The following is a 24,335-nucleotide window of genomic DNA, read 5'->3' on the forward strand; positions in this document are numbered from 1 at the left end:
CGTGATTCGTTACTAAGGCGCTTCTTTTTTAATAACTCCGCATTAAGCTTATCATAAATATTAAATAATTTGTTAACTTTAATTACTAAACTAGAAGTTTCAAGTTAATTATAGTGGCAGAATTCATATCAGTATTGGCTCAAGTTAGGATAAATTAGCCACCTACACCAGCCAGTGATTCTGCTGGCTGACTCCGGTTATACTGTTCATCAATTTGGTGATCACCAGTATAACCGAGAGTGAGTCCACATTGAGCCCAGCCGTGGGGGCTCTAAGCGATTTATCGCTTAGAGCCTGGCGCTTTTGAAACACGTGTTTAGTGGTTCAAAACGACGGTTCAGACCGCTTTTTGGCTGAACCGGATCTTCCCACAGCGTTCCGGCTCAATGTGGGCGAACGGTAGGCGGCAAGTTCATCTATTTTCAATCGTTGAATACTTGCCGTATCAACGATTATTGCTAAAAAGTAGCTTTCAACTTTTAATTACTAAAATTAAGGCACAAAAAAAGTGGCGCTAATCATTACTGATTAACACCACTTCTAGGGATTAAGTTTATTGCATGCCGCCATCATCGGCTAAGAATGTGTTTAAAACTTGTTCAACCATATCCCATTCGTCATCGGATTCGATTAACTTCAATTCACCGTTATCGCCATCTTCTGGATCAAAGATGTAGGCTTGAATGTCCACTTCTTCATCAGCTGGAGCATCGGCTGGATAAATTAAAATATATGAGTGACCGAAATCTTCTGAGTCGAACGTGAATAAAATGTTAAATAACGTTTCATTACCTTCGTCATCAACTAAGGTGATCACTTCTTGGTCTTTATTACTTTTGTTTTGGCTCATGCTAGTTCCTCGCTATCCTTGTGTGAGTTTTCCGTGGCGATCCAAGTAGTTTTGCAAGATTAAACTTGCCGCTAGCTTATCAATCACTTTTTTGCGTTTCTTTCGGGACGTATTCGCTTCTTCAATCAACATCCGTTCGGCTTCAACGGTCGTCAGACGTTCATCTTCAAAGTCAATGGGTAAGCCGAAACGTTCTTTCAAAAGCTCGCCATAATGTTGTGAGGCTTCGGCGCGTGGTCCCAAAGAATTATTCATATTCTTTGGTAAACCAAGGACAAAACCGCCAGCATCAAGTTCTTTAACTAACTCTGCCACCCGTTCAATCCCAAACTCGCCTTCATCTTCATTAATTCGAATAATTTCGACTGCTTGTGCCGTCCAGCCAAAGGCATCGCTAATCGCAATCCCAACTGTTCTGGACCCAACATCTAACCCCATTAACTTCATGCATTAACATCCTTATCTGCCTTCAAGTATGACTTGACCAGCTCTTCGATAATTTCATCACGTTGGTGCTTACGAATTAAATTCCGAGCATCCTTTAAACGCGGGATATAAGCCGGGTCCCCTGATAGTAAGTAACCCACAATCTGGTTAATCGGATTATATCCTTTTTCTTGTAGCGCTTCGTAGACCGTTGTCAACGTGTCATGAACATCTTTAACGTTGTCATTATCGAAGTCAAAATACATGGTTTTGTCTAATGTACTCATATAAAGCACCTCCCGCTAGTTTCCGCTTCTAATCTATTTTACTAAATGCTTATATGAAGTACAATCAATCGACTTTGATGTAACACATTCGTAATAAAACCTATTGTTCGTTTAACCAGTCATGAGCGGCAGTTAATGCATCCGGTAACCCAGCTGGGTTCTTCCCACCAGCTTGAGCCAAGTTAGGACGGCCGCCACCGCCACCACCAACTTTAGGGGCAATGGCTTTGATTAAGTCCCCAGCTTTAAGACCGGCTTTGACCTTATCATCACTGACCGCAACTAATAAATTAACTTTTTCGCCAACGACCGCGCCTAAGACTAAGACGTCTGACGCTTGCTTGTTCTTCCAAGTATCGGCTAATTGTCGTAATTGATCCATCCCGGCAACTTGTACAGCTTGGGCGATTAAACTCGTGCCATTCACTTCATCAACTTGTTCAAAGACTGAACCGGCTTGTTGCTTAGCTAATTTATTTTCTAAGTTAGCGGCTTTTTGTTGGGCGGCCTTTAAGTCAGCTTGCAATTGGCTAACTCGATCAGCAGTATCCGCTAATTTTGGTGCCTTAACTTGTGCGGCGATGGTCTTTAACCAGTTTTCTTCATTGGATAAGAGTTCGAAGGCTTCTTTTGACGTTACGGCTTCAATCCGACGAACACCAGCACCAACCCCAGCTTCAGAAACAATCTTGAATAAACCAAGTTCGCTACTGTTCTTCACGTGGGTCCCACCATCAAATTCAATGGAGTAATCGCCAATCGAAACGACCCGCACGATCTTGCCATATTTTTGGGTGAAGACCGCGATGGCCCCCATCTTGTGACCCGTTTCTTGGTCCGTTTGAATGGCGCTAACGGGTAGGGCTGCCCAGATCTTGTCATTAACAATCTGTTCAACCTTGGCTAACTCTTCATCACTGACTTGACCGAAGTGGTTAAAGTCAAAACGCAAGTAGCCTGGTTCCACTAACGAACCGGCTTGTTGCGTATGTGGTCCTAAAACATCGCGCAAAGCTTGGTCAAGCAAATGCGTTGCCGTATGGTTCTTTTCAACCTTAGCATGGAAGGCCAAATCTACGTTTAGCGTATACGTGGCATCCTTGTGCATTGGTTTTAAGACTTCCACCGTATGCAGATGTTGTTTATTAGGGGCATTTTGGACATCAGTCACCTTGGCAACCGTTTGACCATCGGCATCTAAAATCACCCCACGGTCGGCCACTTGACCACCCATTTCCGCGTAAAATGGTGTCTTACTAAAGATCATTTCCGCGGTACCACTCGTCACTTCATCAACCAGCTTTTCGTCGACAATAATGTCTTTCAAATCGCCATGAACGTCAGTTAATTCGTCATAACCGACATATTCACTAGGCGTCTTAATATCAATTAAGAGACTGCGTTGAACGCCCATTGATTTGTCACTGCTCCGCGCATTACGGGCCCGATCACGTTGCGCTTTCATTTCAACTTCAAAGCCAGCCTCATCAACTTTCAAACCTTCATCGCCTGCGTATTCAGTGGTTAATTCCAATGGGAAACCGTACGTATCATAAAGCTTGAACGCATCGACCCCTGGTAACGTGTCTTGCTTAGCGGCTTTGGTATCCGCAATTAATTGGTTCAATAAATTCAAACCATCATTTAAGGTTTCATTGAAGCGACTTTCTTCAGAGCTGACAATCTTTTCGATATAATCTGCATTCTTCAAAACGTCTGGGTAATGTGATTGCATGATTTCCCCAACGATTGGCACTAATTGGTCTAAGAATGCTTCAGTTAGGCCTAATTTTTGACCATGTAAAATGGCCCGCCGAATCAAACGACGAATGACATAGCCACGGCCTTCATTAGATGGCAAAGCACCGTCACTGATGGCAAATGTAATCGCGCGGGCATGGTCTGCAATCACTTTAAAGGAAACATCATCTTGGGCATTGTCCCCATAATGTTTACCAGCACTCAAGGCTTCCGTCTTGCGAATAATTGGCAAAAACAAGTCGGTTTCAAAGTTAGTTGGCGCATTTTGGAAAATGGAAACTACCCGTTCAAGTCCCATCCCCGTATCAATGTTTTTCCGTGGTAATGGTTCGTAAGTGCCCTCGGCAGTATGGTTGAATTGCGAGAACACAATGTTCCAGACTTCTAAATAACGTTCATTTTCGCCACCAGGATAATTTTCAGGATCATCATCAGCTAAGTTATTGAAGGCCTCGCCACGATCATAGAAAATTTCAGAATCCGGACCAGAAGGGCCTTGACCGATATCCCAGAAGTTATCTTCCACTTTAACAATATGACTTGGCTTAACGCCAGTTTCTTCCCAGAACTTGGCTGCATCAGTATCCTTAGGATAAACCGTCATATAGAGCTTTTCAGGATCCCAACCGAACCATTTTGGTGACGTTAAGAGTTCCCATGCCCAGCTGACAGCTTCTTTTTTGAAGTAATCCCCAACAGAGAAGTTTCCTAGCATTTCAAATAAGGTATGATGACGCGCCGTCCGACCGACATTTTCAATATCGTTGGTCCGGATACTCTTTTGTGAGCTAGTCATCCGAGGATTGTCTGGAACCACAGACCCATCAAAATATTTCTTCATGGTCGCTACCCCAGAGTTGATCCACAACAAGGTTGGATCATCATTGGGGACTAATGACGCACTGGGCACAATCGTATGACCTTTTTCATGGAAAAAGTCTAAATACATTTGCCGAATCTCACTACTGCTTAATTTCTTCATTAACTTGGCACCCTTTCTCACGATTCCTATTTTTAGGCAAAAAAACACCGTTGCTAGTAAAGACGCTGTTAACGCGGTACCACTTTACTTGCAACGATGTGTTCGTTTACCTCTTGAGCTCATTAACGCTGAGACACGGACTGGTTAGCCAGTCATTGGTTATTCGGTAGCATTCAATCGACACCGCACTTTTTCCAGCAACCAAAGCGTTTCTAAACAGATATGTCGACTTGAATATATCCTTACTCTGCAAAGTATAGAAAACTTAGACCTAGTTGTCAACCAACCGACTAGGATTTCCGATCTTTCCGAGCCTTTCGAGCTGAAGCCCGCTGTTCGATCCGACGCTCCATCCGAGCTTTATCCGCAATTTTGGTTCGAATACGGCGTTTGTAACCTGGTTTGACCTTTTTCTTAGCCTTTTTCACATAGCTAATCAATGATGGATCGATCTTATCTTGGCGATGTCCCCGATTAACACGGCGGTTACGATCATAAGAATCGACAATCTCACCATCTCGAATGGCCTTAGGTTTAAACTTAATGCCCATCGCTTCAACCGCGCTGACTTTGTCTTCTTCACCAGGACTGTAAAGGGTAATCGCCGTTCCGGCCATTCCATTCCGGCCAGTCCGGCCAACTCGATGAACAAAGAATTCCAAATCAGTTGGGATATCGTCATTAATGACGTGTGAAACCCCTTCGATATCAATCCCACGAGCAGCCAAATCCGTAGCGACTACAAATTGGTATTTCAAGTCCTGAACGTCACGCATCACCCGTTTCCGTTCGCGTGGTTTAATATCACCGTGAATCATCGCTACTGTTAACCCTTGCTGCTTCAAATAACGAGTAATTTCTTGCACCCGTTCCTTGGTATTCGCAAAAATCAAAACCAAGTAAGGTTCACCAATCGTGAGTAAGCGATAAATAATACTATTCTTGTCGTGACTCTTGGTTGAGATCAACCAGTTATCGATCGTTGGACTAATGACCGATGCCACTGGAATAGCTTCCATTACTGGATTATTCATGTACTTTTTCAAGAACGGTGTTAGTTTTTGTGGCATCGTTGCCGAGAAGACCAACATTTGTAGCTCGGCCGGCATCCGCCCAGCAATTTGGTCAACCACATTCAAGAATCCTAAATCCAAAGTCATGTCTGCTTCATCAACGACTAATTGAGTCGCGGTATGCACATCTAACGCTTGCGACCGAATTAGATCTAAAATCCGACCAGGCGTCCCAATGATCAATTGTGGTTGATGGCGATTCAACTTATTAATTTGGTCTTGCTTATCAGTCCCACCAACATATAACCCAATGTGAATTGGTTTAGGACTATGTTGAACCAATTGCTTAGCCGCTTTTTGAATCTGATAAGCCAATTCCCGACTCGGTGTCGTAATCACAACTTGAACCCGGCGTTCGTCAGCATTTAGCTGATTAATCAATGGCAACAAGAAGGTGTGGGTTTTCCCACTCCCAGTTGCAGATTGTCCAATGACGCTACGTCCAGCCATAATCACAGGGATCAATTTTTCTTGCACAGCGGTTGGTGTCTGGAAATTAATTTCTTTTAAGGCATCCATTAAAAATGGTTTTAATTTAAATTCTTCAAAACTTGCGGTCATTTTAAACCTCTTTCTGATCAGCCTGATCAACTTGATCGAGCTCACGCACGACCGCTTCAATTTCGGCTTGATCCTTTGCTTTAGCGCCACTGGCTAAGGGGTGACCACCACCGCCATGTAACTTGGCGACTTCATTGATTGCCGGTCCCTTTGACCGTAACCGAATCCGATAGTCGCCTTCCTTTTGTTGGACAAAAATGGCCCATGATTTAACCGTGTCAATCCGACCAGGGAGTGGCACGACGCCGGCCGTACTAGCATCCCCAATTTCAAACGAATCCATAATTTCATTCGTCAAAATGACATAAGCAGCCCCTGATTCAAGCTGAGTTAAATGCTCGTAGACATAGGCAGATAACCGCGCTACCGGTAGCGTAATGGTATCTTCAATCCGATTAACTTCTGGGGCATTTGCGCCAGCTTCCATCAACGCAGCGGCGACCCGTAACGTACTTGGATGAGTTGCATCGTATAAGAAACGTCCCGTATCGCCAACGATCCCCGCATAAAGTAACCGCGCCGCATTAGCCGTTAGTGTCAGCGCTGCTTCATTAGCAGCATAAAATTGATACACTAACTCGCTTGTACTTGACGCATCCACATCAACCCATTGAGGATCGCCGAACGCATCATCATTTGGATGATGATCGATCTTAACGAGTTGCTTGCCAGTATTGTAGTATTCGCCATCCACGCGTGGTTGGTTAGCGGTGTCTAAGACGAGTACTAAGGCGTCTTCATAGTCCGCTTCAGTGACGGTATCCATTTGGCCTAACCAGTCAAAGCCATGGTACTGTTTACCAGGTGCTAAAACTTTTTTGTCAGGAAAACTGGTCTTAATAATCTCAGCCATTCCAAGTTGACTCCCAATCGCATCGGGATCAGGACGTTGGTGTCGATGAATAATAATCGTTTTTGCTTGTTTAATTAAGTTGAAAATTTCTGTTTGGACGGTCATAAATAGTCCTTCCTATTTGTTCAAAATTTGCTGATGGCTTTAAAACTGCCATAGTACTCTAGTATACCGAACAATACGGCTTACGCCAAATTAATTCGCCGCTAAGTCTTCATTCGGGTATAACGGTAACGTGAGGTTCTCAAAAGCCAGTGGTGCTAATCCCGTCATCGTGATCCCCAACAAGCGAATCCCCGAATCAAAGTGTTGATCAACCACATCCTCAAATAACTCCTCCGCATATTGTTCAAACAGTCCGGCGTCATTTGGCAAAAATTCTGTCAGCGTCCGGCGCTTGGTGATCGTCACAAAATCCCCATAGCGTAGTTTCAACACCAGCGTTTTACCATGACGTTGATGATCTTGCATCGTTTCACTCACCATTTGTGCCAGTTGTTTTAAATGCGCCTGGACGTCTTCACGCGTCTGGAGAAATGGGCCAAAAGTGCGTTCTTTCCCAATCGACTTTCGTTCTCGTAAATACTCAACGGGCCGATCGTCACTCCCTCGCACCCGGCGGTATAAAATATAGCCCAACTTACCAAAATGTTTAATCAAGTCTAATTCCGTTTGGTCATATAAATCTTGCCCCGTTAAAATACCTAGATCATGCATTTTTGGAACAGTCTTCTTACCGACACCGCGAAATTTTTCAATCGGTTCTCGTAGTAAGAAAGCTTCCGCATCTTGTGGCAACACAATTGTGACACCGGCTGGCTTGCGATAATCCGAGGCCAATTTGGCAATGAATTTATTATATGAAATACCCGTTGAACACGTTAAGTGAGTCTTTTGCCAGATTTCTTGTTGAAGTTGATGGGCAAGTTGAACAGCACTATGCATCTTGGGTTTATTCTCCGTAATATCTAAATAGGCTTCATCAAACGCAATCGGTTCAATCTTATCCGTATACTCATGAAAAATCTCGTGAATTTGGGCCGAAACTTGTCGATATAACGGAAAGTCGGGCGTTTTAAAAACGGCTTTCGGGCACAATTCTAACGCTTTTTGAGCCGGCATCGCCGAATGCACCCCATATTGACGGGCAACATAATTGGCAGTGGTCACGACACCGCGACCCCCAGTTTGGCGTGGATCATGAGCGATCACTAAAGGTTGCGTCCGATACGCTGGATGCTCACGTTCTTCAATCGATGCATAAAACGCGTCCATATCTACATGAATAATTTTACGTCCGGTCTCGACATTAATCGGTATTGCACTCGTCGTTTTCGTCATCACTCACACCATCCTTTCCGTTGCATTAGGTAATTCAATTATACACGAACGTGCGTTCAGACACCAAAATTAACCCTAAAAAAATAAGCCAACATTCAATGAATGTCAGCTTACTTCAAAGTTCATTATTTAGCGGCAGAATCTGCTTCGCTATCGGCACTCGTTGCTTCACTTTCAGCAACTGGCGCTTCACTAGCAGCTTCAGATTCAGCAGCGGCACCACTAGCTGGGGCCACAGCAGCACCACCATCAGCAGGCGTTACTTTAGCTAAAGCTGATAAATCGAAAACTAAGAAAATCCCATCACAATCAAGCGTAACGGTCTTTTCAGCTTCGTTAACTTCATCGACAACCCCATGTAAGCGGCCAATCGTGGTAACTTTGTCGCCACGTTTAACTTTGCTTAACATACTTTGATGTTGTTGTTGTTGTTTCCGTTGTGGCCGAATCATAAAGAAGTACAAGAACGCGAACATCACAACGATGAACACGATTGACATAGTTGAGCCACCAAAAGCAGATGCTCCAAGTAATAAATTCATTTAAAAATCGCTCCTAATCTTTGTTTGACTATCTTTAACTTTAACAAATTACACCTAAGATTACTAGTATCCCTAGAAGTTTTTGGCGTTTTTCTTGTTAAACCCGTACATTTCAAAGAAGTTTTCGCGGAATTCTAACAAGTTGTCATCCATGATAGCTTGCCGAACTTGCTTCATCAAGTGAAGTAAGAAGTACAAGTTATGATAACTCGTTAACCGTAAACCGAACGTTTCGTCCGCTTTGATCAAATGCCGGATATAGGCCCGCGAGAAGTTACGACACGTGTAGCAGTCGCAATTATCATCCAAAGGTCCAAAGTCATGCGCATACTTCGCGTTCTTCACGACCAACCGACCATGTGAGGTCATACAAGTCCCATTACGGGCAATTCGCGTTGGCAAGACACAGTCAAACATGTCGACTCCTCGCATGGCGCCATCGATCAAGGCATCCGCAGATCCCACGCCCATTAAGTAACGGGGTTTATTTTCTGGTAATAATGGCGTGGTAAAGTCGAGCACATGATTCATTTCCGCTTTGGATTCACCAACGGATAATCCACCAATCGAGTAGCCTGGGAAATCCATGCTGACCAAGTCTCTGGCGCTTTGTTCCCGCAAATCTTTAAAGCCCGCACCTTGAACAATCCCAAACAACCCTTGATAATCAGGATGTTGATGCGCTTTTAACCCCCGTTCAGCCCAACGACTCGTCCGGGCAACGGATTTTTGTACGTAATCGTATGTTTCAAAGAATGGTGGACATTCGTCTAAACTCATCATAATATCGGGCCCTAAGTCGTTTTCAACTCGGATCGCAATTTCGGGTGACAAGAACCGCTTAGCCCCACTCAAATGATCTTTAAAGTGGACCCCTTCTTCAGTAATGTCACGGTTTTTGGCGAGCGAGAACACTTGGAAACCACCAGAATCGGTTAAGATCCCTTTCTTCCAATTCATGAATTGGTGTAAGCCACCTGCTTCTTTGACGATCTGTTCGCCAGGCCGTAGCCATAAGTGATACGTATTCGATAAAATAATATTCGCACCCATTGATTCTAATTCTTCAGGCGCTAACGATTTCACACTAGCTAACGTCCCAACGGGCATAAACATTGGGGTTGGAAAAGTGCCGTGAGGGGTAATGATTTCCCCCAGCCGTGCACCAGTGTGTTTTTCTTTTTTAATTAAACGGTATTTGATTGCCGGTTCCATATAATTCCTCCGTGTTGACCTCTGTTTGCTTTGAATATGATAGCACGAAACACGCCGAGTCGCTATCAAACAAAAAGACCAGGCAATAATCACCTGATCTTCAACTCAATTGTACTTAGTGAATGAACATTGCATCGCCAAAACTGAAGAACCGATACTTTTCATCAATGGCATGTTGGTAAGCGTTCAAGATCATGTCCCGACCCGTAAAGGCTGCCACTAACATCACTAACGTTGATTTTGGTAAATGGAAGTTAGTGATAAAGGCATTGACGACTTTCCAGTCATAGCCAGGTTTGATGAAAATATCCGTCCAACCAGAGTCAGGTTTGATTTCGCCATCAAACTTCGAGCCAATCGTTTCAAGTGTCCGAATCGACGTCGTCCCAGTCGCGATAATCCGACCACCATTAGCCCGAACTTCATTTAACGTCTTCGCTGCATCGGCATCTAAACGATAAAATTCACTGTGCATTTTATGATCTTCGATATTATCTTCTTCAACTGGACGGAATGTCCCAAGTCCAACGTGTAACGTTAAATAAACGAGCTTAACCCCTTTATCCTGCACCTTTTGTAATAAATCTTTGGTCCAATGCAAGCCAGCCGTTGGTGCCGCTGCGGAACCATTTTCTTTGGCGTAAACCGTTTGGTAACGATCAGGATCATCTAACTTAGCCTTGATGTATGGTGGCAATGGCGTTTCGCCTAAGCTTTCCAAGATTTCCATGAAGATACCATCGTAATGAAATTCGATCATTCGAATCCCATCTTCTTTTTCACCAGTAACCGTGGCCGTTAACTTCCCATCACCAAATGAAATAACCGTCCCAACTTTGGCTCGTTTAGCTGGCTTCATCAAGGTTTCCCATTCGTCACCTTCAGTATTGTGTAATAACAAGACTTCGGCATGACCACCAGTTTCAGGTTTTACCCCGTATAACCGTGCCGGCATAACCCGTGAATTATTCATAACCACCGCGTCACCAGGATTTAATTGGTCAATAATGTCATAGAAATGCTTATCTTGCATTTCCCCCGTTTCTCGATTTAAATCCAGTAACCGGGACGTATCACGTTCCTTAATCGGCGTTTGCGCGATTAATTCATGTGGCAAATCATAGTCAAAATCTTCAAGTGTTAAGCTCATTGCTCGTAACCTCTTATCTTCATTTAATTTTGGGGCGGATAGGGTAATCCTAAATGTTGATAGCCCTTAGCGGTGACCACCCGTCCCCGTTGTGTTCGTTTCAAATAACCAATTTGGAGCAAATACGGTTCAACCATTTCAGCAATAGTATCCGTCTCTTCGCCAATATTGGCTGCTAACGTTGACAGGCCAACTGGACCGCCATCGTAAAAATCTAACATCGTCCGTAATAACTTATTATCGGTTTCATCCAAGCCATCATTATCAACCCGTAGATAAGTTAATGACCGATCAACAATCGGTTCATCAATCGCCGCCTGCTCAGCGACTTCGGCAAAATCGCGAATCCGTTTAAACAACCGATTGGCAATTCGCGGCGTCCCACGTGACCGACGTGCAATTTCATGAGCACCTGATGGTTTAATCGAGGTTTGAAAAATGTCCGCTGTCCGTTCAACAATATCTTCCAAATCTGCGACTTCATAATAGGCCATGTGTTCGACAATCCCGAAACGATCCCGTAACGGCGCCGATAACATCCCGGCTCTGGTCGTGGCTCCAATGAGTGTAAACGGTGGTAATGGAAAATGGACCGGATGAGCAGTTGGCCCTTGCCCCACCACAATATCGACATAGAAATCTTCCATCGCCGAATATAGCATTTCTTCAACGATTTTTGGTAGACGATGAATCTCATCAATAAATAAGATATCACCTGGCTCCAGTTCATTCAAGAGTGCAACGAGATCACCTGGCTTTTCAATCGCTGGACCACTCGTTGTTCTAATCTGAACATGCATTTCATTGGCAATCACCATCGCTAAAGTCGTTTTCCCTAACCCCGGTGGCCCATAGAGTAACACATGATCGAGTGATTCTTCACGTTTACGCGCCGCTTCAATATAAACGCCAAGCTCATGTTTAACGCGCGTTTGACCGATATACTGGGCGAGCGTTTGTGGCCGCAGCGATTTTTCTAATGAGGCTTCCGCCGCATCGACATTGTCACCCGATAATAATTGATCGTCGTCCATCGAATCCCTCCTCTACTTCGTCAATAACCGCAACCCTTCACTTAATAGGGCATTGGTATTGGCATGTTGTACTTGTTGATAAGCTTCCAATTTTTTCGTAATTCGTTTGACTTCACGTGGCGAATAGCCTAATGCCGTTAACGCCGCTAATGCATCGGCTAACGCTCCATCAACAGCGGGAGTCTCAACATCCAGTGACGTTTGACCCGTCATAGACACATTGAGATCATTAAGTTTGCCCTTTAAATCTAACACAATTTGTTGAGCAGTCTTTTTGCCGACCCCTGGGAAACTGGTTAAATAAGTGGCATTTTCTTGATTGATCGCTTGGATTAAGCCTGAGTGATCATTATTGGCTAAGATCGCTAATGCCGACTTAGGACCAATTCCCGACACATTTAATAACTTTTCAAATAACGCCTTTTCATCAGCATCGTAAAAACCAAAGAGTGACATCCCGTTTTCACTAACCGCTTGATGGATATACATTTTAACGGGATCGTTGCCGACCTCATAACGATACGGATTGGCCGTTAACACTTTGTACCCAATCCCCGCAACTTCGATGACCACAAAGCTGGGGGTAACATCAGTGATTTGGCCTAAAAAATATTCATACACGGGCATTAAACTCCTTTAATCAAAACGTATGTTTGCTTGCTAAATTGTACCATAAATCGCCCGTAACTTAACACTACCGACTTGATAATTTAACATGATCGCAGAAAACTTGCTGCTAAATGTCAAAACATGCTATGCTCATAGCCAAAGGAAGTGTCCTCATGCAAGTAGAACCTTTTATCGCCACACTACCCACAACTAGTGGCTTACAAAAAATTCAAACTGGCGATCTTAATTGGACCGCTGAAGATACTGAAAAACAAACAACACCTGGTTATTACTGGCACGAATTGACGTTAAATGGGCAACACCAATGGCGCCTAGTTGCTGCTTGGGCAACGACCCCGGCCACGGTGACCACAATTACCCCGGCACCACTTAATACGGTTCTATATACCCGGCAACCAGTCATTGAAATGCTGATTGATGATTGGGTGGGTCATTTTGATCGAGAGCTCGAAGTGACTACGCCAGATAACATCACACATCGACTCTGGCAAGTGACAGATTTGGACGTTCAAGCAGATATCACCGATGTTATGACCAATGTTACCCCACGTCAAACTTGGCTCACAACGGCACCGACACCATTAATCAGTCTAGTCACCGATACCGAATGGACCAAATTCACGGAACCATTAGCAACTCCAGCTCATTTAATTGACCGCGCTGATTAACAGCTTTAAATAGTATCAGCTTGATTAGCCACCTACGTCAGCCATTGATTCTGCCGGCTGTGGGACCGGCTCCAGCCAAAGTTCGGGCTTCCACCTCGCTTTTAAGCCTAGCCCAAACCACTAGTCTTAAAAGTCGTCCACAGCGTAAGCCCGGAAGATCACCGGACTAACGCTGTTTTCACGGCCGGCGCCATCACTGGCTGACTCCGGTTAGTTCACGGATACTAATTAAGTTTTTGATCACTCATATAACCGAGAGTGAGCTCACATTGTGCTCAGCCGTGGGCCTTCTTAGCGATTTATCGTTTAGAACTCGGCGCTTTTAAAACAGTTGAGCTACTTTCGATCAATAATTCTTGCTAAGAACAGCCTTCAATGTAATAGCACTAAAAAAACGACCTTGAGACGTCATCTCAAAGTCGCTTTTTGATTACAGCCGGTGACGCCAATAACGCCAACCTAAATAACCACCCAATAGAACCACACTTAATCCAGTAATCAACGCCCCAACCAAAAGGCCGGGTGTCCGATAAACCAGCTTGATATGATGACGGCCAGCCGTTAGCTTGGCTCCCACAAAACCAGTGTTTACCACTTGGGTCGCTACATTTTGACCATCAACTTGTAAATGCCAACCGGTCGAATACGGAATCGAGGTCGTTAAGACTTGAGCCTGCGTCTGATTAGTCGTCCCCGTCACTTGATTATTAGTGACTTTCAAATGCTGCAAGCCTTGTTGTTGCAGTTGCCTAGTTTGTCGATCATACGTCTGACCGAAGCGTACCGCTACCAACTTCGCGGTTTTAAAATGAATACCTTGAATATCAGCTAAGTTCAAATCAATCGTTTTCCGCAGACGATCACTATAGCCAAGATTGAAAACCGCCGTTTTCCGTGGTTCATAATCCGACATATTGGTCGTCCCTAGTTGATTAAAATCAACTGAACGATCAACCGTTTTTGCCGTTAACGTATATCCACTCGCGCTCAAACTATCCTTCAAGCCATCACGCCAACGGTTTAGCTGATCTACCTTTGTATTTGGCCGACCACTAAAAATACTGTTATTGCCACCAATCGTTAGTTGTTGACTGATTGATGAGCGATCATAGGTAATGCCAGTCAATGATAAGTAAAGCTCCGTGTGTCGATAATTCTCTGGATGCTTTATCGTGAGCTGCAATGGCATTGGTTGTCCCTGCACGTCACTCGTTAACGTCGTAAGCCCATTTTTGTTCGCTTGATTGGTCTGGCTAACCAGTTGTTGGTTTTGCTTAATCAACTGTTTAAGCGCCGTGGTTGGCTGTTGTAGTCCGGTAGCTGGTGCTAATGTTTGCCGCTCAGTTGCAGTTAGCTCAGTCGTCTTAGCCGGCAGACTTAGATCACCATTAGACGTTCCACTGGCATGTTGTACCCGATAAATCATGACTTTATCCAAACTATCTAGCACCGACGTATTGTCCACTTGGGCCGAATAAGCGACTGACTCACTAGTCTTAGTCGGTGTAGCTGTTTTGACACCGGCCATGGTGGTGGTCGTCACAGCACCTTGTAACATTGCCTGTTCACGATCAACCGGTGACAACTTTTGGTACGCCGCGGTAGTTAATTGTTGTGCTTGCGTATACACCAACGGTAAGGCATGCGTTGAGCGTAATAATACCGTACCCGTGTGATTACTCAAGCCATAAACATATTTATCGGGATAAACCTTAACTTGCCCCCCTGCCGTTTTAACCGGCGTGTATCCCGCTGGCAACGACTGCTTCTTCAACTCATCCGCACGGGCAAACATGTAGGTCACACCCAACAAATTATTCAAAGTTGTTCGCGAATTTAGCGTCCCTAATGGCGCATTCATGGCGTAGTCTAAGTTACCTACCGATTGGCTCAATTGACCAACCGCACCACTTTGTACCGAATAGTATGAAGCGACACTATGGGTATTTAAGAGCATCGGAATATCATTACCAGCGGATCGTTGGGTATAATAATCCGGCGTATAATTGGTTCGATAAAACCCCGTTTTAGGTAACCCCTTTTGGGCGTCATCAAAGTAATGCTTTGCCCAGGTTAATGCCGTGCCCCGGCGCAATTGTTCCGCACTGCCAGCTGTGGTATTAATACTCAACCAACCAAGGCCGTTGGTAATTAAGTTAAGCATCACTAATCCCAATAAAAGACTGACGAATTGTCGGCGGGTTAAGTTTAATTGTGCTTGCAAGATGACAAAAATCACCACTGCTAAAATCACTAAGTAAGTGGCAATATCGTGCTTGCGAATATTCATGTAAAAGCCGTTGACCACCCAGATTAGTGCAATAAGTCCCAGACTAAGTCCAGCCAACCATTTTAAATCGGTCGTCGTTAGCTTGGTTAACTGATCGACAAAAATCATCGTCGCATAGGCAAAAACCAACGTTGCCAACAGTAACCAGCGATTGGATGGTGACGATAAAACATTAAAAGTCGCCGCAAAACCTGGCACCAAGATGCCTACCATCATGACAATAATCACTAAGTTTAAATAAAAATACGTTTTAAAATGACGCAACGTGTAGATTAAGCCTAAAAAGCTCACACCGCTCAATCCCAACGTCACCCAATACTGAACACCACCGCCATTAGTCAACAAGCGATTAGGCAGATTAACGTAATAATTAATTGGATACGTCCAGAGGCCATTAGCAAAATCAAAACTCGTTCGTGTCGCATGTAACATCGTTAACAGTGTTGGCACCAATAGCACCACTGATAAGCCCACTCCGCCACTCACAGCTAACACTAACCGTGTCAGCAAAGCGCGTAAGTTAACGTGTAATTGTTGATCGGCCTTTAAATGCCAATAACGCACCACCAAATAAATCAAACTGCCTAGCGCTAATAAATAAGCAAAATAGAAGTTGCTCATAATCACAATCGCAGTAACTAACGCTAATTGCCACCAACTTTGCCCACGTAAGACACGTTCGATCGTCCAACACAATAATGGGAACCAGATCATCGGTAACAAGAAGAATGGATGGTGCATCCCCACGTAGAACGTGTATGCTGTAAAGGTATAAGTGAGCGTTCCGATTAAGCGACTGAGTCGACTAAAGTTAAATTGCCGACTAAACCCTAAGAAGGCTAAGCCAACTGTATAGAGCCGTAATAAAATGAGAAATTGATACCCAAATTCCAGCTTACTCGTTGGCATCAGGGCCACTAAGTAATTAAATGGATCGCCCACCACATAGTACGTAAAAGTCGTGAGCTGATCGGCACCTAAGCCCAGATTCCATGACCAACTAAATAGCCCTTGCTGACTAGGATGCTGTAAAATCTTTTGAAATTCGACCAAGATCGGAAAATGTTGGGCAATCCCATCCACTTCCCAAATCAGTGTCCGACCGGCTAGAAAGAGACTGCCAAAAGTTAACGCAACAATCACCAGAAAGCCACCTGTATAAATAACCCATAATGGTAATTTTCTTAATTTAGTCACCTGAACCCCCCCAATTTTATGATGGCTACCCATCACCCCGATAATTGCTAAAAAGTCATGTTGTTATTCTATCATGAAATCGCGACCAGCTACCCATACAACGATAATCTTCACCACTTGCTAACCTAATCTTTACACAAAACCAAAAAAGCTAACTAATCAGGACACCCGATTAGTTAGCTCATCAACTTTATCGATTCAGACAGCTGTTAATTATGCGTTTGTGATTCATGACTATCTTGAATTCGTTTAAACATTCGTTCCATATCAGTGTTCGTAAAATGCACCGTTACTGGTCGCCCGTGCGGACAGTTAAATGGATTCTCACAACCTGGTAATTTTTTGAGTAAAGCACGCGCCTGCTGATCATCCAAATGATGATTGGCTTTAATCGCCCGTTTACACGACATCATGATCGCCGTTTTCTCACGGAACTGGGCCACCGTCAAATGATCATCGGCCAATAACCAATCGACCATTTCCTTGATGGTGTCTTCTTCTTGCCCCGCTTTAAACCAGGTTGGATGTGCATGCACAATGAAGCTATTACCGCCAAACGGTTCTAAATGCAGACCCAATTGCGCTAACAACGGCAATTGTTCTTTAATCTTCAACATATCACTCGTCGGATAATCTAAAATAATCGGCACTAGCAAGTTTTGCTGATCATCACTAACTTCGCCAATGGCTTGACGATAGTATTCATAATTAATCCGTTCCTGAGCCGCGTGTTGGTCCAAGATATACATGCCATCATCGGCTTCTGCCAATAAGTAAGTCCCATGCATTTGACCTAAATAACGTAACGTTGGGAACCGTTCGCTCGCTTCAGGCGTCGCGGTCTCCTTGGTCGCTGGCTCAAAACCAGCAACGGGTTCAGGCCTTTCATCACCAAACGGCAAGGACGGCGTTTCATGTTGATAGCGTTGATCAAAATCGGTCATCTGCCCTGAAGTTAATTCAGCCTTTTGGGCAATCATGATCGGTTCCGTTGGCGCACTCGACGGCGTTTGGGCCGCTAGTGTCGGGGCCGGCGCCATCGAAGTTGGCTGCAATTTAGGCGCCGGTGTGATCGTTGCCGATTCAACCGATTGCGGTTTAACCGCTGCTGGTTGTGAGACTGGCTGATATTGTGAAGACACCGCATTTAGGTCAATCGCCAGTTGATCCGTATTCAATCGTTCCCGTCGATGACTCCCCAAATTGGTTAGTGCCGAAGGAATTAAGTTAACATTGGCTAATCGATCCGTAATGGTTGTTGCGATTAATTTAGCCAATTCAGGCTCTTTACTCAAACGAACCTCTTGTTTAGTCGGATGGACATTAACATCCACTAGCAGTGGGTCCATGGTTAACGCAATCACGGCAATCGGGTAGCGCCCGACCATTAACTTGGAGCCATAACCTTTAATCACTGCTTTGGTTAACTGCTGATTTTTAATGAAACGACCATTAATCAATAACGAGATGTATTGACGACTAGCTCGCGTTAGTTCTGGCAATGCCACATAACCGGTCACCTGATAATCGGCATCGTGGCCATCAATCGCCACCATTTTACGCGCATTTTGAACACCATAGATACCGGCAATGACTTGTTGTAAATCACCACGCCCCGCCGTTCGTAACACTTCTTTTTGATTATGCACCAACCGAAAAGCTACTTGTGGGTAGCTTAACGCCAACCGATTGACAATATCTAAAATATTCGCCAATTCGGTTTGTTGAGATTTTAGATATTTTAGCCGCGCCGGCGTGTTAAAGAACAAGTCAGTTACGGTAATATCGGTCCCCGGCCGTAATGGCGCTGGTGACTGTTTTAATAACTTGCCACCACGATAATGAATCGTGGTCCCACTCGTTCCGGTACTGGTATGCATCACCACATCAGCGACTGATGCGATACTCGGCAACGCTTCACCACGGAACCCCAACGACCGTACTTTAAACAGATCCGTTCGTGACGTAATTTTACTAGTCGCATGGCGTTTAAAGGCGGTTAACACGTCATCATCATCGATGCCATCACCATCATCGATAACCCGGATCGATTTCACGCCGGCTTCGGCTACCATCACATCAATCTGAGTGGCATGCGCATCTAAAGCATTTTCAACTAACTCTTTCACGACTGAGGCTGGTCGCTCGATCACTTCACCAGCTGCGATTTGATCCGCTAACACGGATGATAATTCATGGATTTTTGCCATTGCCATCAGCCTTTCTTACAAACTTACTTCTCTAACTTTTGTTGCCATTTGTACAATTGATTCATGACATCCATCGGCGTCATCGCCATCAAGTTCAACGTTTTCAATTGTTGCAACACTTTTTCACCTTTTGGATCAGTCACCGTTGGTTCAGTAAATAACGATAATTGTTCCTCTGCATGAGCCACTTCTGGCACTGGTTCAACTTGAGGTGCCGGCGCCGCGGCTACCGTTTCAGTGACCATCGGCGTTGCCGATTCAGCTGGTTCAGACGCAGACGTTGTTACCGTACTACCTTGTTGTTCCAAGTCCGTTAAAATATGATTGGCTCGGTCTAGCAACGCATCTGGCATGCCCGCTAATTTGGCAACGTGCACCCCATAAGACTTGTCAGCCGCACCAGGTTCAACTTTGTGTAAAAAGACCAGCTCGCCATTCTGTTCGGTGGCGCCAACATGAACGTTATGCAAGCCTGGCAATTCTTGATCAAGGGCCGTTAATTCATGATAATGCGTTGAGAACAACGTTTTCGCATGAATATGATTGTGCACAAACTCAATAATGGCTTGGGCTAACGCCATCCCGTCATAAGTCGCCGTCCCGCGGCCAATCTCATCAAATAAAATCAGACTGTTCGCTGTTGCTGACTTAATCGCATTGTTGGCTTCTTGCATTTCGACCATAAACGTACTTTGACCAGAAATTAGGTCATCAGTCGCGCCAATTCGGGTAAAGATTTGGTCAAAGATCGGCAACTTAGCCGCTTTCGCTGGTACGAAACAACCAATCTGAGCCATAATAACCGTCAAAGCTAATTGACGCATATACGTACTCTTACCAGACATGTTAGGCCCTGTAATCAGCATCACGGTGTCGTCTGGTCCCATCGTCACATCATTAGGCACATAGCTTTGGTTACCCATCACTTTTTCAACTACCGGATGCCGACCATCAGTTAAGGCCAAATCGTGTGATTTCGTCAAAGTTGGTCGCACAAAATGGTAGTCTTCACTGACCACGGCGAAACTTTGTAAGACATCAATCGCTGCGACCGCTTTGGCTAGGATTTGGAGCCGCTTGATGGCGCCTTTAACCGCTTCACGAACTTTGGTAAACAACGTATATTCTAGTTGTGTAGAATGACTTTCAGCCTCTAGAATCAAACTTTCATGTTCTTTTAACTCTGGGGTACTGAATCGTTCAGCGTTGGTCAACGTCTGTTTCCGTTCATAACGATCTTCAGGCAGTTGGACCAAGTTAGCCTTAGTCACTTCAATATAGTAACCAAAGACCCGGTTAAACCCAATCTTCAACGTCTTAATACCGGTTTCTTCACGTTCACGAGCTTCTAAAGCCGCAATCCACTTTTTACCGTTATTCATGGCATCTCGATATTTATCAAGTTGGTCATCATAACCGTCTTTGATAACGCCACCATCAGTCACTGAAAGTGGGGCTTCGTCAACAATCGCCCGATCGATCAAATCAGCAACATCTTCAACGGGGTCTAAATGGCTCACTTCATCACTAAAAACGCTAGCATCAAGTTCTGACAAAATATAACGTAATTTAGGAATTTGCCGTAAGGAAGTTTTTAATTGAATCAAATCACGACCATTGACGCTCCCAAAAGCAACGCGTCCGGCTAACCGTTCCAAATCATAAACTTTGACTAATTCTTCTTGTAAATTACTACGTTCAAAATAGTGATCTAACAAAACGGCCACTTTATTTTGACGTGTTTCAATATCGGCTTTAACAATCAATGGCCGTTCTAGCCACTGTTTGAGCAAACGCCCACCCATGGCCGTCTTGGTTTCATCGAGCAACCACAATAAAGTTCCTTGTTTTTTACCCGTTCGAATTGAACGCGTTAATTCCAAATTGTATTTCGAGTTGTGATCTAACTTCAAAAAGTACGATGGTTCATAAGCCACCGCTTTTTGTAAATGGGCTAAACTACGCTTTTGTGTGACGTTGATATACATCAACAAATGTTCAACCACTTGCTTCTCAAGTTCGACAGTCAAGTCTTGCGTCAAGTAGTTCAATTCAGATTGCGCTTCAACCTTATTTTGTTCAGAGACCAAGATCCCTAACGCTTTAATTTGCTCACGCAACGCATCGTCAACACTAGCATCCACCACGATTTCCTTAGTTTGTAAACTTGTGACTTCGTTAATCAACGTTTCGTTAGTGGTCAACAAACTCGTTTTAAGTTCACCGGTTGATAAATCAGCGTAGGCAAAACCAAATTGACCATCTGCTTGAACTAAAGCCGTTAAATAGTTATTTGATTTAGCTTGATCCGCACCACGTTCTAACGTTGTCCCAGGGGTAACTAACTGGATGACTTCCCGTTTAACCATCCCTTTGGCCAATTTAGGGTCTTCCATTTGTTCACAAATCGCGACTTTATAGCCTTTATCCACTAAAATATCAATATAGTTTTGCACCGCACGATGCGGAACCCCACACATTGGAATCGGATTAGTCGCCGAATGATTCCGGGTGGTTAAGGTCAATTCTAGTAATTGGGCCCCTTTAATGGCATCGTCAAAAAACATTTCATAGAAATCTCCGAGACGGTAAAACAAAAAAGCATCGGGATATTGATCTTTAATGGCAAAATATTGCCGCATCATGGGCGTATCACTTGTCTTTTGTGGCACTATTTTTTCCTCTTTTCATCGCTTAGTCGTCAAAATAAGGGTGGTCTGGATTAATCAAAATCCGTTGAATTTTCTTGGCATGGCCAGTTTTGCCATCAAGATCAATCACACAGCCTGATAAGACTGCGGGACTATCTTCTTGCACATTAAACCGGGTCGGCATTTGTTCCAAGAATCGTTGAATGACATTTTCGCGAGTCATCCCCAAAATGCCATTATACGGACCAGTAAAGCCAACGTCACTTAAAAAGGCCGTCCCACCAGGTAAGACACGATTATCACTCGTTTGAACATGCGTATGGGTGCCAATTACGGCACTTACTTGGCCATCAAGATACCAAGCCATCGCTTCTTTTTCACTAGTCGTTTCAGCGTGCAGATCAATGAAAATATTTGGGGTTGTTTCTCGTAATTCTTCCACTAGTGGCTGGACCGTCAAGAACGGATTAGCCAAGTTTTGTCCCATAAAGACATTGCCTTGTAAGTTAATCACTGCCAATTTTTCCGTATTCACATTCACAATCGTATAACCAACACCCGGCGTGGTTTCAGTCGGAAAATTCAAGGGACGCACTAATTTTTTAGCCCCACCAATAAAATCAAAGATTTCGTTGTTATCCCATGTATGATTTCCCATCGTAATGACATCCGCACCAGCCGTTAAAAAGGCTTTATAGACAGACTCATTAAGCCCACGACCTCGTGTGGCATTTTCACCATTGACAATCGTGACTTGTGGCTTGTAACGCCGTTTCAACTTAGGTAAGTAGGTCGCGATCGCTTCTTGACCCACATTACCCATGACATCACCTACAAATAAAATTCGCATAATTACTCCCTTGTTTGACTGTTATAATCATCATTTTAGCATTAATTGCCATAAAATTGGCGGTTCCACCACGCTTTTTAACGATGAATCAACTCATTTCATCGCAAAAAAATAAGTCTAAGACGCAAGCGTCTCAAACTTATTCTTGGTTTATTTAGCGTAGTCTACAGCTCGAACTTCCCGAATGACCGTCACTTTAATATGACCAGGATATTCGAGTTCATTTTCAATTTGCTTCTTGATATCGTGCGCCAAGACCGTTGCTTGTAAATCAGAAACGTCCTTAGGCTTGACGATTACTCGAATTTCACGACCAGCTTGGATCGCATAACTCTTCTTAACACCATCTTCAGCGTTCGCAATCGTTTCGAGTTTTTCAAGTCGATGAATGTAGTTTTCTAATGATTCGCTCCGGGCACCAGGCCGGGCAGCTGAAATCGCATCACATGTGGCCACTAAGACCGCGATGATTGATTTAGCTTCCACATCACCGTGATGTGAAGCAATCGTATTGATGACTACTGGATTTTCTTTGTACTTCGTTGTTAATTCCACGCCAATTTCAACGTGGGAACCTTCGATCTCATGATCGACGGCCTTACCAATATCGTGTAATAATCCTGCGCGTTTCGCAACAGTAACATCTTCACCAAGTTCAGCGGCCAAGACACCCGCTAACTTCGCAACTTCAATCGAATGGCTTAGTACGTTTTGACCATAACTGGTCCGATAGTTCAACCGACCGACAAGTTTAATTAAATCAGGATGCATCCCATGCAATCCTAAATCAAAGACCGCTTGTTCACCGGTTTCACGAATCTTTTCGTCCATTTCTTTCCGGGCCTTTTCGACCATTTCTTCAATTCGTGCCGGATGAATCCGACCATCTTGAATAAGTTTTTCCAACGCAATCTTAGCGATCTCACGTCGGATCGGATCGAAACCACTCAAAACAACCGCTTCAGGGGTATCATCAATAATTAAATCAATCCCCGTCAACGTTTCTAACGTCCGAATATTTCGGCCTTCACGACCAATAATTCGACCTTTCATGTCATCGTTTGGTAACGAAACGACAGAAACTGTGGTTTCAGAGACCATATCGGCGGCACTTTGTTGAATGGCTTGGACAATTAAGTTTTTAGCTTCCTTCTCGGATTGAGCCTTAACTTCATCCGTACTTTCTTTAATCATGACCGCACGCTCATGCGTTAATTGATTCCGCGTTTGCGTTAGGATCTGATCGCGCGCTTGTTCTTGGGACAAGGCGGCGACTTTTTCTAATTCAGCCTGTCGTTGCGTGATTAGTGAAGCTGCACTTTGTTGCTGCTGTTCAACCCGTTTTTGCTCATTAGCAATTTTGTCTTCTTTTTTGCTAAGGGCATCTTCGCGTTTCTCAAAAGTATTTTCCTTATGATCCAAAGTTTCTTCGCGTTGTAACAATCGGTCTTCTTGCTTTTGCACTTCATTCCGACGTTGTTTTAACTCGTTTTCAACCTCAGTTCGGTAACGATGACTCTCTTCTTTTGATTCAAGAATCTTTTCTTTCTTGTGAGTCTCCGCTTGCTTCTTTGCTGAAGCAATAATACCTTCAGCTGTATGTTGAGCCACATCCAATTGTTTTTCATGGACGTTCTTTCGAATCATATAGCCCAACACATAGCCGACAACAATTGCGATGACTGCGAGGATTATACCGAAAACATTCATGTTTCCACCTCCGCATCACCAAAATCCAGTTAACTTAAAATCAACTATCAATTT

The 24,335-nt window shown here is 44.1% G+C and carries 18 protein-coding genes; 1 reads left to right on the forward strand and 17 read right to left on the reverse strand.

The genetic code is table 11. The features are described from left to right. Positions 1–553: 553 nt before the first annotated feature. The 12 genes from FFM84_RS11400 to ruvA form a co-directional block, all read right to left on the reverse strand. Positions 554–850: a DUF1292 domain-containing protein gene (locus FFM84_RS11400; RefSeq protein WP_130845708.1), complete on the reverse strand. Its 297-nt coding sequence runs from the start codon at positions 848–850 to the stop codon at positions 554–556. 12 nt (positions 851–862) lie between these two features. After that, positions 863–1,297 carry a Holliday junction resolvase RuvX gene (gene ruvX, locus FFM84_RS11405; RefSeq protein WP_130845707.1) on the reverse strand — a complete coding sequence of 145 codons (435 nt, stop codon included), beginning with the start codon at positions 1,295–1,297 and terminating at the stop codon, positions 863–865. Beyond that, complete coding sequence (locus FFM84_RS11410) at positions 1,294–1,563, reverse strand: IreB family regulatory phosphoprotein (RefSeq protein WP_130845706.1); 270 nt, start codon at positions 1,561–1,563, stop codon at positions 1,294–1,296. Before FFM84_RS11410 ends, ruvX begins: the two co-directional genes overlap by 4 nt. 100 nt (positions 1,564–1,663) lie before the next feature. Continuing rightward, positions 1,664–4,306: an alanine--tRNA ligase gene (gene alaS, locus FFM84_RS11415; protein WP_130845705.1), complete on the reverse strand. Its 2,643-nt coding sequence runs from the start codon at positions 4,304–4,306 to the stop codon at positions 1,664–1,666. A 290-nt stretch (positions 4,307–4,596) separates the two neighbouring features. Beyond that, entirely contained in the window at positions 4,597–5,940 is a 1,344-nt protein-coding gene (locus tag FFM84_RS11420; protein WP_130845704.1) for a DEAD/DEAH box helicase, read from the reverse strand. Between the two features lies 1 nt (position 5,941). After that, on the reverse strand, positions 5,942–6,898 hold the full coding sequence (locus FFM84_RS11425) for a DHH family phosphoesterase (RefSeq protein WP_130845703.1): 957 nt from the start codon (positions 6,896–6,898) through the stop codon (positions 5,942–5,944). A gap of 90 nt (positions 6,899–6,988) precedes the next feature. Next, complete coding sequence (gene dinB, locus FFM84_RS11430) at positions 6,989–8,134, reverse strand: DNA polymerase IV (protein ID WP_130845702.1); 1,146 nt, start codon at positions 8,132–8,134, stop codon at positions 6,989–6,991. 125 nt (positions 8,135–8,259) lie between these two features. Beyond that, a complete protein-coding gene (gene yajC, locus FFM84_RS11435) occupies positions 8,260–8,676 on the reverse strand; it encodes a preprotein translocase subunit YajC (RefSeq protein WP_225424664.1) in 417 nt (138 codons plus the stop codon). A 72-nt stretch (positions 8,677–8,748) separates the two neighbouring features. Further along, positions 8,749–9,891: a tRNA guanosine(34) transglycosylase Tgt gene (tgt, locus tag FFM84_RS11440; protein ID WP_130845701.1), complete on the reverse strand. Its 1,143-nt coding sequence runs from the start codon at positions 9,889–9,891 to the stop codon at positions 8,749–8,751. A gap of 115 nt (positions 9,892–10,006) precedes the next feature. Next, the gene (gene queA / locus FFM84_RS11445; protein ID WP_130845700.1) at positions 10,007–11,041 is read right to left on the reverse strand and encodes a tRNA preQ1(34) S-adenosylmethionine ribosyltransferase-isomerase QueA; all 1,035 of its coding nucleotides are present in this window, start codon (positions 11,039–11,041) and stop codon (positions 10,007–10,009) included. A 23-nt stretch (positions 11,042–11,064) separates the two neighbouring features. Beyond that, positions 11,065–12,075, reverse strand: a complete 1,011-nt coding sequence (gene ruvB / locus FFM84_RS11450) for a Holliday junction branch migration DNA helicase RuvB (protein ID WP_130845699.1) — start codon at positions 12,073–12,075, stop codon at positions 11,065–11,067. A 12-nt stretch (positions 12,076–12,087) separates the two neighbouring features. After that, positions 12,088–12,696, reverse strand: coding sequence for a Holliday junction branch migration protein RuvA (gene ruvA / locus FFM84_RS11455; RefSeq protein ID WP_130845698.1), 609 nt, complete (start codon positions 12,694–12,696; stop codon positions 12,088–12,090). A gap of 161 nt (positions 12,697–12,857) precedes the next feature. On the opposite strand from ruvA, the gene FFM84_RS11460 reads away from it, so the two are divergent. Next, on the forward strand, positions 12,858–13,373 hold the full coding sequence (locus FFM84_RS11460) for a hypothetical protein (RefSeq protein WP_130845697.1): 516 nt from the start codon (positions 12,858–12,860) through the stop codon (positions 13,371–13,373). Between the two features lie 430 nt (positions 13,374–13,803). Here FFM84_RS11460 and FFM84_RS11465 read toward each other — a convergent pair whose 3' ends face one another. The 5 genes from FFM84_RS11465 to rny all read right to left on the reverse strand — a co-directional run bounded on the left by FFM84_RS11465 (position 13,804) and on the right by rny (position 24,281). Beyond that, entirely contained in the window at positions 13,804–16,860 is a 3,057-nt protein-coding gene (locus FFM84_RS11465; RefSeq protein WP_130845696.1) for a YfhO family protein, read from the reverse strand. A gap of 209 nt (positions 16,861–17,069) precedes the next feature. Continuing rightward, positions 17,070–19,070, reverse strand: coding sequence for a DNA mismatch repair endonuclease MutL (gene mutL / locus FFM84_RS11470; RefSeq protein WP_130845695.1), 2,001 nt, complete (start codon positions 19,068–19,070; stop codon positions 17,070–17,072). A gap of 23 nt (positions 19,071–19,093) precedes the next feature. Then, positions 19,094–21,742 carry a DNA mismatch repair protein MutS gene (mutS, locus tag FFM84_RS11475; RefSeq protein ID WP_130845694.1) on the reverse strand — a complete coding sequence of 883 codons (2,649 nt, stop codon included), beginning with the start codon at positions 21,740–21,742 and terminating at the stop codon, positions 19,094–19,096. A 22-nt stretch (positions 21,743–21,764) separates the two neighbouring features. Next, positions 21,765–22,571 carry a TIGR00282 family metallophosphoesterase gene (locus FFM84_RS11480; protein WP_130845693.1) on the reverse strand — a complete coding sequence of 269 codons (807 nt, stop codon included), beginning with the start codon at positions 22,569–22,571 and terminating at the stop codon, positions 21,765–21,767. A gap of 150 nt (positions 22,572–22,721) precedes the next feature. Then, complete coding sequence (rny, locus tag FFM84_RS11485; RefSeq protein WP_130845692.1) at positions 22,722–24,281, reverse strand: ribonuclease Y; 1,560 nt, start codon at positions 24,279–24,281, stop codon at positions 22,722–22,724. Between the last annotated feature and the right edge of the window lie 54 nt (positions 24,282–24,335).

Origin of the sequence: Lactiplantibacillus mudanjiangensis (assembly GCF_005405385.1) — a bacterium.
Taxonomy (GTDB): Bacteria; Bacillota; Bacilli; order Lactobacillales; family Lactobacillaceae; genus Lactiplantibacillus; species Lactiplantibacillus mudanjiangensis.